The organism is Pandoraea morbifera (genome assembly GCF_902459575.1).
GTDB classification, from domain to species: Bacteria; Pseudomonadota; Gammaproteobacteria; order Burkholderiales; family Burkholderiaceae; genus Pandoraea; species Pandoraea morbifera.
This window is the reverse complement of sequence record NZ_CABPSD010000006.1, coordinates 16545-30902: the sequence shown is the minus strand read 5'-3', so window position 1 is coordinate 30902 and position 14358 is coordinate 16545. Positions and strand designations below refer to the sequence as shown.

Here is a 14358-nt window from a genome sequence, read left to right as displayed (position 1 = left end):
GAAACCCCTGGTGAACTCACGCCGCCACCGGCGTGGTATCTAGCGAGCAGTACCGCCCGCCGAAGAAAATGAGCGGTCGGCCGTCGTGCCGCGCCGCGTGACGAACGACCCGTCCGACAAAGATCACGTGGTCGCCGCCGTCGTGCTGGGCATGCGACTCGCACTCGAAGGCGGCCAGCGCCCCCGGCAGGCGGCCGACGCCTTCGCCCGCGAAGCTCACGCCCTCCCACTTGTTGCCCCTCGCCGTAGCGAAGCGGTTCGACGTCTCGCGCTGGCTCTCGTCAAGCACGTTGACGGTGTAGCGCCGGGCGGCGCGCAGGTCATCCAGACTCAAACAGCGCCGGTCGACCGAAAACAGCACCAGCGGCGGGTCTAGCGACACCGAATTGAACGACGCCACGGTGATGCCGATGGGCGATCCGTCCGCACGCTCGGACGTGATCACGGCCACACCGGTGGCGAACATGGCAAGCGTGCGACGAAACTGTCGCGCTTCGTCTTCCTGAGCCGGCATTGCGCTCGATACATCGGTCATGGCTACCTCCATTACAAGCCGATCCGACGTGCGAATTCGCCCTGACCGGCCGTTCCGCACACCACACCGCCTTGTTCATTTAGCTTTGTTTGTTAGTCATTATTCAACGTTAACAAAAATAGCTAAACAAGCAAGGTAAACCCTGAGAGTCGTGACGGTGCACCTGCATTTCACTGGTGCATTGCCGCACGAATTCCGGGCAAGAGCCTCGTGGTTATTGGGCTTTCATGACTATCGCGATGCACCAGACACAACTGGATTGCGCACAATTCATTGCATCGCATTTCGAATAATTTCTCGTTTACCCGATGCAAATGCCGTCCGATTCGACGGCAATGAAACCCTTTTTCCAATGTGGGAGAGTGCGATGCGCGCAATGTGCGGTGCTACACTCGGCCGCAATTCAAGATGTCCACCGGACGATTCGGAGTCCCCTATGCCGTCAGCCACGCCGTCGCTTTTCGAAGCCCCCATCTACATGGACTACAGCGCCACGACACCCGTCGATCCGCGCGTGGTCGAGAAAATGGTGCCGTATCTCGCCGTCAATTTCGGCAATCCGGCCTCGCGCAGTCATAGCTATGGCTGGGCCGCCGAAGCGGCCGTCGAGACGGCGCGCGAGGATGTCGCCGCATTGCTGGGCGCCGATCCGCGCGAAATCGTCTGGACTTCGGGCGCCACCGAAGGCAACAACCTCGCGATCAAGGGGGCGGCGAATTTCTACAGCGGCAAGGGCAAGCACCTGATTACGGTGAAGACCGAGCACAAGGCCGTGCTCGACACCATGCGCGAGCTGGAGCGCCAGGGCTTCGAAGTCACTTATCTCGACGTGCAGGCCGACGGCCTGATCACCGTGGATATGCTGCGCGACGCGCTGCGGCCGGACACCATCCTGGTATCGGTCATGATGGTCAATAACGAGATCGGCGTGATTCAGCCGATTGCCGAGATCGGCGAGCTTTGCCGCGAACGCGGCATCGTGTTTCACTGCGACGCCGTGCAGGCAGCGGGCAAGATCCCCATCGATCTGCAATCGCTCAAGGTCGACCTGATGACGGTCACCGCCCACAAGGTGTACGGGCCGAAGGGCATTGGTGCGCTCTACGTGCGCCGCAAGCCGCGCATCCGCATCGAGGCGCAGATTCACGGCGGCGGACACGAACGCGGCATGCGCTCGGGCACGCTGCCGACGCATCAGATCGTGGGAATGGGGGAAGCGTTCCGACTGGCCCGGCTGGAACTGGCCTCCGAGGCGGCACGTGTCGGTGCGCTGCGCGACCGGTTGCTCGCCGGCCTGAAGGCCATGGACGAGGTCTACGTCAACGGCGACTTGACGCACCGCGTGCCGCACAACCTGAACGTGAGCTTCAACTTCGTCGAAGGCGAATCGCTCATCATGGGCATCAAGGGCGTGGCGGTGTCGTCAGGCTCGGCCTGTACGTCGGCTTCACTCGAGCCGTCGTTCGTGCTGCGTGCGCTCGGGCGCAGCGACGAACTCGCACACAGCTCCATCCGCTTCACGCTCGGCCGTTTCTCGACCGAGGCCGAGGTCGACAGCGTTATCGAGCAGGTGCGCGGCACCGTCGGCAAGCTGCGCGCGATGAGCCCCCTGTGGGATATGTATCAGGACGGCGTCGATCTGAACACGATCCAATGGGCCGCGCACTGAACGCGCGCTCCGCGGGCGCCGCGGGCGCCGCCTAACGCACGCGGCACGCGGCACGCGGCACGCGGCGCGTGGCGCCTACCGCTTGTCGCGAATCGCCAGCAGATGGCCGAGATCGAGCGTGGCGCGGTCGCCATTGGCGACGAGCCGATCGACCACGGCGCACAGCACCTTGAATTCGGTGCGTGTCACGCCGTCGAACAGTACGTCGTTGATGCGCTGCTGTGAGGGGGTGAGTTCGTGGAGCAGTCTGGCGCCTGCCGTGGTCACGGTGAGGCTCATCTTGCGCCGATCCTCGGGGTTCTGACGCTTGTCGATCAGCTTGAGCGCTTTGAGCTTGTTCGTCTCGATGGTCACGAACGCACCGGACAGGTGCAGGTGCTCGGCCAATTGGTTGACGGTCACGTCGCCCACCGACGACAGGTGCACGACCGACTGCAACAGCGAATACTGAATGCCGGTCAGGCCGATCAGGCTGCCAAAACCGTCGCGCACCGAGAGCAAACGCGCGGCGAATGGGAGCAGGCCGTTGATCAGATGACGGAATTCGGCGTCGGAACCGTCGATGAGACAGGCCGGATTGGTAACGGTCAAGGCCTTCGGGGCCGACGATTTGGACATGATGGGGAAGCGGAATGCGGCGCAACGCGCCGGAACAATGACTTTGGAAAAAAATTATACTGCAAAGTTATCATTGCGCCGGCGGGCGGTTTGCCCGCCTCCCCCCGTCGTCTCGTCGGGCGCTGTCCGGCCATGCGCGCCGACGACCGGCAGCGGCTCGCCGGCCTCGGCGCCCGACGCCGGTTACCAACGCACGGTCAGGCCGGCCATCCACGAATCGTCATAGGTCTGCGGGTTCAGGCCTCGTCGATAACCCATGTCCAGGTCGAGCCATGGCCGAGGGCTATAGATTGCGCCGAGAATCACGAACGCCGGATTGGTTCGCTGCGAAAAGTCGGGGTTTTGCGACATGCCAACGTCCACAATCAACTGTGTCGTCGGCAGCACGCGGTAAAGGACCGCCCCCGACACCTTCCATAGCGATTGACGCTGCCCCTGCGTGTTGGCCTGATAGGCCGCACCGGCGTTGACGAGGAAGGTCCAGTCTCGGATCGCGTATTGCGTGAGCAACGTGGCGCCGGCATTCACCCGTCCGTTGCCCAGCCCGCGCCGATCGTTGCCCGACGGAAACGTCAGATACGGTTTGACGCCGATGCTCAGTGCGCCGTCGTCGAACAGGCGCCATTTGGCTCCCGTTTCCACATCGCCGACGCCGCTGCCGGCCGAATCCGACCGATGCTGGAGATTCGTGTACGGCACGTTGACGTACAGATCCAGCGCCTCGCCGACGCCGCGCGTCAACGTGCTGTTCCAGAGGGTTTGACGGCCGGTGTCCGGCTGCTTTGCCGTCACTTCCCCATTTGTCTCGAACTGCCAGTTGCCGTCACCCTGGGTGCCGGTGTCGTCGCTGACCAGCGGGTGAGCCGCGAAAGCGCTGAGCGGGAAAACGAGCGCGAGCGTCATGCATGACTTCTTCATGTTGCGTTCTCTTTCGATGTGTTGTGCGCCGGGCATGTTCCGCCCGGGCGCGTGTGTCGGGGCACGCCCCGCTCGCCGGAGCGGCGGTGGGGCGCATTTGTGGCACCGGCGCTCAGAACCAGCGGCCGAAGCGACGGATGTAGATCGTCTTGACCGTCTGTGCCAGTGCGATGTAGCCGAGCATGGTGGCTACGAGCCAGTAGAAGTACGAACCCGGCAGGCTGACGAAACCCAGCGCACCGGCGAACGGCGAGTACGGCAGCCAGCACGCCAGTGCAATCGCGACGGACGTCGAGAGCATGATCGGCAGGGCCGGCGTGCTTTGCAGGAAGGGGATCTTCTGCGTGCGCAGCAGGTGCACCACCAGCGTTTGCGACACGAGTCCCTCGATGAACCAGCCGGAATTCATGATCACCTGGCCGGCATCGCCGCCGTGGGCGTGATAGAGCGCGCCCGCACCGAACACGGTCCACATCAGCGCGTATGTCGTGATGTCGAACACCGAGGACGTCGGTCCGATCCACAGCATGAAGCGACGGATGTTGCCCGCATCCCACTTGCGCGGCTTCTTGAGGAACTCCGGATCCATGCGATCCCACGGCAGGAACATCTGCGAGATGTCGTACACGAGGTTCTGCACGAGCAACTGCATCGCAAGCATCGGCTCCCACGGCAGGAATGCGCTGGCGACCAGCACCGAGAACACGTTGCCGAAATTCGAACTCGCCGTCATGTTCAGGTACTTGAGGATGTTGCCGAACGTCTCGCGGCCCTTGATCACCCCCTCCTCCAGCACCATCAGGCTCTTTTCCAGCAGGATGATGTCGGCGGTCTCCTTGGCGATGTCCGCCCCGGTGTCCACCGAAATGCCCACGTCGGCGTCGCGCAGCGCCGGCGCATCGTTGATGCCATCGCCGAGAAAGCCCACGGTGTGGCCGTTGGCCTGGAGGGCCTTGACCACGCGCGCCTTGTGCAGCGGCGCGAGCTTGGCGAACACCGTCGTGGACTTGACCACGTTGCGCAGGGTGTCGTCGTCCATCGGCTCGATGTCCGCACCGAGCAGCGGCGTACCCGGTTCGATACCGACCTCGCGGCATACCTTCATCGTCACGATCGGGTTGTCGCCGGTGAGCACCTTCACCGTCACGCCATGCTCGCGCAGCGCGGCGATGGCCGGGGCGGCCGAATCCTTGGGCGGGTCGAGGAACGTCAGGAAGCCGCAGACGGTCAGTCCGGCCTCGTCAGCCGTCTTGTACTGCGTCTTCGCCTCCCCGGCCGGGATGTCGCGGGTTGCCACCACCAGCACACGAAAGCCGTCTTCGTTGTAAGCCTCGGCACGGGCGAGCAGCATGGCGCGAGAGGCATCGTCGAGCGCGCGCACCCCTTGCGGCGTCTTTACGTGCGTGGAGACCGCCAGCATTTCCTCGACCGCGCCCTTGGTGATCATCAGGTGTTCGCCGCGCTCATTGGCGACCACCACCGACAAACGGCGACGCACGAAATCGAACGGCAGTTCGTCGATCTTGGCGAAGGCGCGCGGCTGCACCGGGTCACCGATCTCGTTGGCGCGACGCAGAATCGCCACGTCGATCAGATTGCGCTGGCCGCTCTGGTGAAAGCTGTTGAGCCACCCCAGGCGCAACACGTCTTCCTGCACGTCACCGCTCACGTCCAGATGCTGTTCGAGGATGATACGGTCCTGCGTGAGCGTGCCCGTCTTGTCGGTACACAGCACGTCCATGGCACCAAAGTTCTGCACCGAATTGAGGCGCTTGACCACCACCTTGCGGCGCGACATCGCCATCGCACCGCGTGCGAGGTTAGCGCTCACGATCATCGGCAGCATTTCGGGCGTGAGGCCCACCGCCACGGCCAGCGCGAAGGTCAGCGCGCTCAGCCAGTCGCCCTTCGTCAGGCCGTTGATCATGAAGACGACCGGCACCATCACCAGCATGAAGCGAATGAGCAGCCAGCTCACGCTGTTCACGCCGCGATCGAAGCTCGTCTCGACACGCTTGTGACGCACCACATTCTTCGCCAACGCGCCAAAATAGGTGTCACCCGCGGTGGCCACGACCACGCCGGTTGCCGTGCCGCTCACCACATTCGTGCCCATGAAGCAGATGTTGGACAGGTCGAGCAGCGCAGCGCCCGCTTGCCCGGCCGGCGCTTCGGTGGCGCGCACTCCGGACGCCGCGGCGGACTTCTGGGCCACGGCGCCAAGCGTGTCGTACTTCTCCACAGGCAACGCTTCGCCGGTGAGGACCGCCTGGCTGATGAACAGATCCCGCGACTCGATCAGACGCAGGTCGGCGGGAATCATGTCGCCCGCCTGCAGCGTCACGATGTCGCCTACGACCAACTCGCGCATGGCGACTTCGTGACGCTCCGGCTCGCCGGAAGCACTCACGCGACGACGCACGCTTGCCGTGGTGCGCACCATTGCCTTGAGCTTCTCGGCCGCGCGCAGCGATCGGAATTCGGAGAAGAAGCGCAGCAGGCCGCTGATCGTCACCATCGTGAGCAGGATGATGATGCTCTTGTAGTCCTGGTCGCCCGGCTCGGCGAAGTAGACATCGGTGAGGAAACTGATCGCCGCGAGCACGAGCAGCACCATCACGAAGGGGTTGTTGAAGGCGCCGAGCAGTTGCACCGTCCAGTGAGGTGGCTTGTCGTGCGCGATCTCGTTCGGACCGTGGCGCGTCTGACGCAGACCGACTTCCGCGAGCGTGAGGCCGCGCGGGTCGGTACCGAGGGTATGAAGGACATCGTGCAGCGGTTCGACGGCCAGACGTGCGATGACGTCGGGGCCGCGGTGCTGCAGATCGGAAGGCGTCGAATGCTCGACGAAGCCGCGCTGCTTCTGGCGCGATCGGAGTTGCTTGGTCATGACGAGTTTCCCTGGCGCGACTTGCACGGACATGCCGGGCATGCCCGGCACCGCGGCCAGCCGGACTCGTCAGGCGCTACCGGATAGGTGTCTCCGGAAGTCGGCGCGAACGCTCCCAGCCGCGCCGCGCGGCGCGCGGTCGGTGATAACGAAAATGCGTGGGTCTGGCTCTGCGTCGCCCGTCGGGGTATCGCACGCCATCGGTGCGGTCCCGACGGGCCACATTCGTGGACTTCCGTCTTCCATTTCGGACTCCTTATTTGTTATTGATCGATACGCTTTCCGGGTCATGCGCCCGTCGGCGCATTGTGCCTAAGCGCGCGCAGATGCCCCAGTGCCCGGCATGCGGCGCACGACGTCGTCTGACCAGAACACCCGGCGCACGCAGCGCTCGTCGGACAGGCGCATGACGAGCGACGTGAGTGAGGCCCTGGAGGCTTTCGGACAATCGAGCGTGACGGTGGCGGAGGCCTCGTCGCGGTCGTTCCAGTGCGTGATGCTCACGTGCGTGGCACGCAAGCCGAGGGCGGTCAGATCGACGAACATCTGCTTGCGCAATGCGCCGAGGGCATCGGCCAGGCAGACGACAGTGAGGTGCGACACCGGTGTGGCGCGCGTGGGTTGGCCCTGGAAGGCCTGAAACGTTTGAATGGCTCGCATGACTTCCTCGCATGGCTGCGAAGCGTCTGTGCCGCGGGCGGCACGGACGGTCGGCACGTGCGTGGGCGACGTCGCAACCCGAAGTACGGACGCGAAACGGCGACACCCTTCACGGGCACGACGATGGAAATTTTTGCGGGAATGGCGCCGGGGACATCGCGCTCAGGCAGCGCGTCGATTGGCGCAAGACACCGCATCCTGCATGAGGATGCGGCACAGGGAATGGCTGTGGATCCTCAGGCAATCAATCGATCAAAGATCGAGGACTACTGGCATCGGAATTCACGGACATACCCCTTGAATGGAAGACAGGGCGGATGGTAACTGAGCCTAATTTGCGACGTCAAGCACAAATTGATGCGTTGCAATATGGATCGGATTTCCCCTACGAGAGATGCGACGCATTTTCGCAAAGGGCCGCGTGACGGCCGGCCCTCACTCGTTCTCTTCGAAGTAATGCCCGAACTTCACCTGCTTGGTGCGGATGTAGCGTTCGTTCTCTTCGCGCACGGGAATGTCGAGTGCAACACGCTCGCACACCGGGATACCGTGTTTGGCGAGCGTGTCGAACTTCTTCGGATTGTTGCTCATGAGACGAACGGAGCGAACGCCGAGAATGCGCAGGATGGCGGCGGCCGAGTCATACTCGCGGGCGTCGTCGGGCAGGCCGAGATCGAGATTCGCTTCGACCGTATCGCGCCCCTGCTCTTGCAAAAGGTATGCACGGATCTTGTTGCTCAGGCCAATACCGCGGCCTTCGTGGCCGCGCAGGTACAGCATCACGCCGCGCCCTTCCTCGGCGATCTTGCGCATGCCGGCGTCGAGCTGCTCGCCGCAGTCGCAGCGATAGGAACCGAAGACATCCCCCGTGAGACATTCCGAATGCAGGCGCACGAGCGTCGGCGCGTCGCCGGACACGTCGCCCATGACCAGCGCGAGGTGCTCATTGTCGCTGTCCTTGACGCGAAAGGCATGTGAGGTGAAGGTGCCGTAGCGGGTCGGCAGCGTTGCCGACGCGACAAGCTCGACGCATTCGCCGGCGTCGCACGCGGGCTTGGCAGGGGCAGTACCGGGGGACTTCATCTTGAGGTTCAAACAGGCCGAATTTGGGGTATCTCGAGCCACCCGACAAGGGCGGCGTGCGCTAGGAGTGTACCGCCATTTGGGTTTTTCGGCCGAAGGCAGCATGCAACACACTGTTTCATGGACGGGTACGACACACCCGAACGTCACCTGGATGATGCTTCCAGGCGACGTTCCGGCGTCGGGGCGCGACGCTCAGTAATCGGCGCGCAGCGTGAGCATCACGTTACGGCGCTCGCCGTAGATGCCGTAAAACGTGGACGGCACCCGGGCATAGTAGTCGCGATCGAACACATTGTTCACGTTCAACTGCGCTTCCAGATGACGGTTCACGCGATACGCGAGCATTGCGTCCCATACCGCGTAACCCCCTTGCGCCGCCCCCACGGTTCGGTAAGTCGAGCTCTGGATACGGACGCCGCCACCCACGCGAAGTCCATTGAGCAGACCGTCGAAAGCACGATCCGAGAAGCGATACGTGGTGTACAGCTTGAACAGATGCTGCGGCTCCTCGCCATCGAGCGCCTGACCGACCAGGCTCGGATCGCTGTTGTACCGGGAATTCAGCAAGGTATATCCCGCGTAGGCGTTCCAGTTGCGCGAGACCTGCCCGGTGACTTCGGCTTCCCAGCCCTGACTCTGGGCCGCACCGGCAGCCACCGAGCCGGTCGGGTGCAACGGATCCGCAACGGCGCGATTCGTGTCGGTCATACGGAATGCCGCCACCGTCGCGTTGAGGCGCCCGCCGAGGAACGCGCCTTTCAGGCCGACCTCATACTGCTTGCCCTCGCGCGGCGGCAAGCCCTGGGCGTCGAATGTCGTTGCCGTCTGAGGCGCGAAGATCGCCGAGTAATTGAAGTACGCGTTGATCTGCGGCGTGAGCGCAAGCACGATACCGCCGTAGGGAATGAATTTCTGGTTCGCCCGCGCCGTCGTCTTCCACGGGCCCTCCGTCGGCAGCAGACTCTGGCTCTGCTGCTGAAACCACGCCTCACGTCCGCCAAGCACGACCGTCAGCGGATCGAGGACCCGGACCCGAACCTGACCGTACAGCCCGAACTGCTGCGACTGAAGCTTGTTGCCCGACGTGAACGGAATCGTCGGTTCGTCCGACGGTGGCGAGAAGATACTGAAATTGCCGAGATTGCGACCGCCCGACAGACTGCGCTGCTGTGTCAGCTGGTAGCTCATGCCGAACAGCCACTCGTGCTTGCGTCCGAACGCCTTCACTGGCCCCGACAGATGCGAGTCGATGCCCAGCAGATTGTTTTCGCCTCGCTGGGACTGGGCGAAATATCGTGCCGTCAGGGTCGAGGCATCGATGCCCGGCCCCAGATACGCATACTTGCTGTTGGACAGCACATGCCGATAGTTGACCGTCGTCGTCGAGACGATGTCGTTCTCCAGACGATGCTCCAACTTGGCGTTGACCTCCTGCATCGACGTCCAGGCGTAGTTCCAGTCCGGAGAGAAGTTCGAATTGTCAGGGGCATTCAGGAACGTGCGATTCGTGAGCAACGACTGCCCATAATCGAACCCATGCAACGGGTTGACCTGATACGCGCCGGACAGCGACAGCAACGTTCCGGGGGTGAGATCGAACTCGAGCGCGCCGTAGGCGAGAACGTTGCGTTCGTCGGTGCGGGTCACGGACTTGTTGCCCATGTCGCCGGTCAGGACCGCCCGACCGCGAACGGTTCCCGACGCGTTGAGCGGACCGGTCACGTCGATCATCTGGCGGTAGTTTGCCCAGGACCCGACGCTCGTCTCGCTGCGCACGGCAAACGTATCGCCCGGCCGCTTGCGCACGAGATTGACCGTCCCGCCGGGCTCCCCGGTGCCGTCGAGCACCCCCGCCGGGCCCCGCAGGACCTCGACCCGGTCATACATCGACAGGTCGAACTGCGGTTGATACTGAATGCCGCTCAGAATCGAGACCCCGTCGAACTCGACACCGACGTTGTACCCGCGCGAATTGAAGTAGCTGGTGCCGTCTCCATAGTTCACGGCGGTCACGCCGGTCGTGAACTGCAACGCGTCGGCCACCGACGTCATGGCCTGGTCGTCCATGCGAGCTCGCGGGACCACGGAAATCGAATTGGGGATGTCCTTGATCGCCTGCGACATCTTGCCGATCGTCGTGACGGGGGTGCCGTACGAGAGCGATCCCTCCGTCTGCGGGTCACGCTGTGCCGTCACGTTCGCGACGGGCAGGCTCGCGGTGGCGTCAGGCACCGCGACAGGCTTCGCGCCGGGCGGCGGCGTCTGAGCTTGGACGGTTGCGGCACCGAACAGCGTGAGCGCGAACGCAACTGGCGTCAGCGCGTGGCGTGCCGGCGGCAAGCCCCCCGCCCTCATGCGGTCATTCGCGCGGCCCCGTGCGGCGTGACAAGGTTTCTCGTTTTGGATCGTTTGCATCAATGACAACACTTCCCCTTGTTGCCGGACGCTGCCGGCGATCGTGAATCGGCATCTCGTGCCTTGTGCGGCGACACGCCTCGCGCGCGCCTTTGGTCAAATCCCGCTACACTGGCGGAAATATCGCAAATGAGACTCATTACCAAATTTGTGCGTGTTTGGTCACAACACATTGATAGCTATGGAGAATATCGGGTTCGAAAAAAGCAAGGACGACAATAAATGTCGATTTTTTGACACCTGTCGTCGGCTTATCGACATTCGAACAAAAACCTTGGCATGAACGATTTCCTGCGCAAACGATTCCCCAATGCCGTTCGCCCGTTGCCGCGCGACGTGTTCGCACAAGTCACGCCGTATCGTCACGGCGAGCGCCTGGTGTGGCATCGCCATCGTCACGGTCAGCTCGTGTTTCCGGTGAGAGGCGTCGTGCGCGTGCTGACGTCCGCGGCGATCTGGACCTTGCCTCCTTCGCGCGCCTTGTGGCTGCCCTCGGATGTCGAGCACGAACTGCATGCCGTGGGCGACGGGCAAATGTGCAATGTTTATATCGAGCCGCGAGTGTTCCCGTGGCATACGACCGAGCCGACGGTCATTCTCGTCACGCCGCTCATCCGCGAGCTGGCTGTCACGGTCGGTCGCGACGGCGACAACTACGGCCCGACGAGCCGCGCGGCGTTGTCGGTGCCGCCGCTGCTGGGTGTGCTGCGCGAGGCTGACATCTTGCCCGAGCGCGGCGTGCCGGTGCCGCGCGACATGAGGCTGCAGGCGATCTGCGAGCATTTGATGAATGAGCCGTCCAGCAAGCTGACGCTCGACTTCTGGGGGAAGCAGTTCGGCGTGAGCGCACGCACGCTGGCGCGTCATTTTCAGGCGGAGACGGGCATGACCTTTGTCACGTGGCGCCAGCATCTGCGCGTGTCGGAAGCGATATCGACATTGGCGCTGGGGACGTCGGTCTCCGCGACGGCCGATGCCTTCGGGTACGCCAGCCCGAGCGCCTTCATCGCCATGTTCAAGCAGGTGACCGGGCGCTCCCCGCAGCGCTACCTCGACGACGCCTGAGTCGTTCGCGTCGCGCCTGGCACGCGGAGTCAGCGCGCATAGCTCAGGGGCGTTCCGCCGTCGGGGTTCGGTAACACGCCCATCGGCACACCGTAGATCTGCATCAGCGTTTCGGGCGACATCAGCGTCGCCGGCTTGCCGCTGGCGACCGGCCTGCCGTGTTTGAGCGCGAGCAGCGTGTCACAAAACCGCGCGGCCATGTTCACGTCGTGCAGCACGATGACGACCCCGAGCCCCCTTGAATCGGCGAGTTCCCGAACCAGTCCGAGCACGTCCAGTTGATGGGCGATATCGAGCGCCGACGTGGGCTCGTCGAGCAACAGGCACCGCGCCTGCTGCGCGATGAGCATGGCCAGCCACACCCGCTGTCGCTCGCCGCCCGAGAGCGACTCCACGAGACGATCCGCGAAGCGCAGCACGTCCGTGCTCGCCATCGCGCTTTGCACCACCTCATGATCGCGAGCGTCCATGCGACCGAGCGCGCCATGCCACGGATATCGGCCAAGAGCGACCAGTTCCGAGACCGTCATGCCGGCCGCCGCCGGGGGCTGTTGCGGCAGATAGGCCACGCGGCGCGCAAACTCGCGAGCGCCCCACGACTTCAGCGGCCGGCCCTCGAACCGGAGGCTGCCGCTGTCGGGCGTCAGTTGGCGCGCGAGCAACTTGAGCAGCGTGGACTTGCCCGATCCGTTGTGGCCGATCAGGCCATGCACCTGGCCGCCGGCGAGCGTCAGCGTCAACGGCGAAATCAGCAAGCGGCCTTCCGTGACGAGGGAAACGTCATGCAGCTCGAACATCGGGGCGTCAGTCATTGGCATTCGTGGAATCGGAAGCGCGACGCGTCGCAACCTCGGCCTGCGGCTCGCGCAGTTGGCCGTCGTCGAGACGAATCAGACGGTCTGCCTGATCGAAATAGCGGTCGTCGTGAGTAATGACAAGGACACACTTGCCGCGCGCCTTGAGCGCGGGCAGCATCTGACGATAAAAGACATCCTTGAACAGCGGGTCCTGATCCGCCGCCCATTCGTCGAACACATAGAACGGCCGCTCCTCGAGATACGCGACGAGCAGCGCGAGACGCTTGCGCTGCCCCTGCGAGAGATCGAGCGTCGAGAAGCGCCCCGCTTCGATCGTGACCTTGTGATCGAGTTGAAGCGACCTGAGCAGCTCGCTTGCCTGCGCGTCCAGACCGTCCGGGGGAAGGCCCAACAGATGCTCGAACAGGAAGAAATCGCTGAACACCACCGAAAACAACTGGCGATAGCGATCGCGCTGCGCGTCGCCCACGGGCATGCCGTCGACCAGGATGCGTCCTCGCTCGGGCACGTATAGACCGACGATGAGCTTGGCGAGCGTGGTCTTTCCGCTACCGTTGCCGCCTACCAGATAGACGAGCTCGCCGGGACGAAACGTGAGATGGATCGGTCCCAGCGTGAAGTTCTCGTTTTCCTGCTCGCGGAAATAGCGATGCGTTACGCCGTCGAGAACGATGGTGTGAAATGCCGGAACATCGGACTCCACTGGCTCCGCCAGCCATTCGCTCGGCAGTGCTGTCTCGACTTGCGCGACACGCTCCAGCGCAACGCGGGCGCTACCGAGCGACGGCATCGCCGAGAGCACCCCTTCGATCGGCATGATGATGTACAGAAACACCAGCGCGTACCCCGATACCACCGGCGCCGGCAGATCGACGTGCCGCAGCACGACGAACAGCGTCAGGCCGATGAACGCGAAAAGTATGAAGCTGCCCCAACTTGCCGCGGCGGCGTACAGCACATAGCCGCGCGTGCGCTGCACTCTCACGGCTTCGACGCCGCTCGCGAGACGCTTTTCGATGAAGGCGGCGCGACGCGCCCGGTGCAGCTTTAGTTCCTTCGCGCCGTCGAACAAGGCGCGAAAGTCCTTTACCAAGGCTTCTTCGCGCTTTCGCGAACCGCGCAGATGCAGCAAGGCGCGCTGGTTCGCGAAGCGAAAGCCCGCCGCGCCGATGAAAATCGTGACCATGGCGAGCAACAGGATCTGCCACGACAGGTAGCCGAGGTAGATCAGGCAGCCGGCGATCACGGCCCCCTGCATGGCGAGGGCCGGCAGGTTCACGAACAGCATGACGATCGTATCGAGATCCTGGGTGAGCACTGTGATCGCGCGCGCGACACCATGCCGCTCCAGACTCGCGTATGGCGCGGCACCGATACGGCGCACGACCTGCATGCGTAACGTCGCTTTCGCGCGTTGGCCGAGCGACATGAAGAGCGTTTGCGACACGGCACGCGTGACCAGCACCAGCGCGCCGAGCCCGAGAAACTGCATGCCGAGCGTGCCCAGATGCTCACGCGGCGCCGTCAGCGCCCGGTTGATGAGCGCGACGAGGCCCGCGTTGCCGAAGCCACTCACGAGACTACCCGCGAATGCGATGGCCAATGGCCATCGAGACGCACGCACCAGTTGCCAGAACACGTTCATTGGAGGACAACCCTTCCTGGTTTTTCGGGGACGTTGGAA

General features: G+C 63.6%; 11 protein-coding genes. 2 read left to right on the top strand and 9 right to left on the bottom strand.

The window, feature by feature from the left end; all coding sequences use genetic code 11:
• Positions 1–16 precede the first annotated feature (16 nt).
• The gene (locus tag PMO31116_RS11615; RefSeq protein ID WP_023596863.1) at positions 17–535 is read right to left on the bottom strand and encodes a flavin reductase family protein; all 519 of its coding nucleotides are present in this window, start codon (positions 533–535) and stop codon (positions 17–19) included.
• A gap of 436 nt (positions 536–971) precedes the next feature.
• Here PMO31116_RS11615 and PMO31116_RS11610 point away from each other — a divergent pair, with 436 nt between their 5' ends.
• Positions 972–2204 carry an IscS subfamily cysteine desulfurase gene (locus PMO31116_RS11610; protein WP_023873612.1) on the top strand — a complete coding sequence of 411 codons (1233 nt, stop codon included), beginning with the start codon at positions 972–974 and terminating at the stop codon, positions 2202–2204.
• 75 nt (positions 2205–2279) lie between these two features.
• Here PMO31116_RS11610 and PMO31116_RS11605 read toward each other — a convergent pair whose 3' ends face one another.
• The 6 genes from PMO31116_RS11605 to PMO31116_RS11580 form a co-directional block, all read right to left on the bottom strand.
• Positions 2280–2822 carry a MarR family winged helix-turn-helix transcriptional regulator gene (locus tag PMO31116_RS11605; protein ID WP_023596866.1) on the bottom strand — a complete coding sequence of 181 codons (543 nt, stop codon included), beginning with the start codon at positions 2820–2822 and terminating at the stop codon, positions 2280–2282.
• 183 nt (positions 2823–3005) lie between these two features.
• Positions 3006–3740 carry a transporter family protein gene (locus PMO31116_RS11600; protein WP_150566863.1) on the bottom strand — a complete coding sequence of 245 codons (735 nt, stop codon included), beginning with the start codon at positions 3738–3740 and terminating at the stop codon, positions 3006–3008.
• Positions 3741–3852: 112 nt separating this feature from the next.
• Positions 3853–6630, bottom strand: coding sequence for a magnesium-translocating P-type ATPase (gene mgtA / locus PMO31116_RS11595; RefSeq protein ID WP_150566862.1), 2778 nt, complete (start codon positions 6628–6630; stop codon positions 3853–3855).
• Positions 6631–6942: 312 nt separating this feature from the next.
• Complete coding sequence (locus tag PMO31116_RS11590) at positions 6943–7290, bottom strand: hypothetical protein (protein WP_145863309.1); 348 nt, start codon at positions 7288–7290, stop codon at positions 6943–6945.
• A gap of 435 nt (positions 7291–7725) precedes the next feature.
• Positions 7726–8373, bottom strand: coding sequence for a GTP cyclohydrolase II (gene ribA / locus PMO31116_RS11585; protein ID WP_150566861.1), 648 nt, complete (start codon positions 8371–8373; stop codon positions 7726–7728).
• A gap of 195 nt (positions 8374–8568) precedes the next feature.
• Positions 8569–10731 (bottom strand): TonB-dependent siderophore receptor, encoded by a 2163-nt coding sequence (locus PMO31116_RS11580; RefSeq protein WP_174971209.1) that lies wholly within the window; start codon positions 10729–10731, stop codon positions 8569–8571.
• A 339-nt stretch (positions 10732–11070) separates the two neighbouring features.
• Between PMO31116_RS11580 and PMO31116_RS11575 the strand changes: the two genes are divergently transcribed.
• Complete coding sequence (locus tag PMO31116_RS11575; protein WP_150566859.1) at positions 11071–11856, top strand: AraC family transcriptional regulator; 786 nt, start codon at positions 11071–11073, stop codon at positions 11854–11856.
• 29 nt (positions 11857–11885) lie between these two features.
• Here PMO31116_RS11575 and PMO31116_RS11570 read toward each other — a convergent pair whose 3' ends face one another.
• On the bottom strand, positions 11886–12668 hold the full coding sequence (locus PMO31116_RS11570; protein ID WP_246185259.1) for an ABC transporter ATP-binding protein: 783 nt from the start codon (positions 12666–12668) through the stop codon (positions 11886–11888).
• A complete protein-coding gene (locus tag PMO31116_RS11565) occupies positions 12661–14319 on the bottom strand; it encodes a cyclic peptide export ABC transporter (RefSeq protein ID WP_150566858.1) in 1659 nt (552 codons plus the stop codon). Before PMO31116_RS11565 ends, PMO31116_RS11570 begins: the two co-directional genes overlap by 8 nt.
• Positions 14320–14358: the final 39 nt, after the last annotated feature.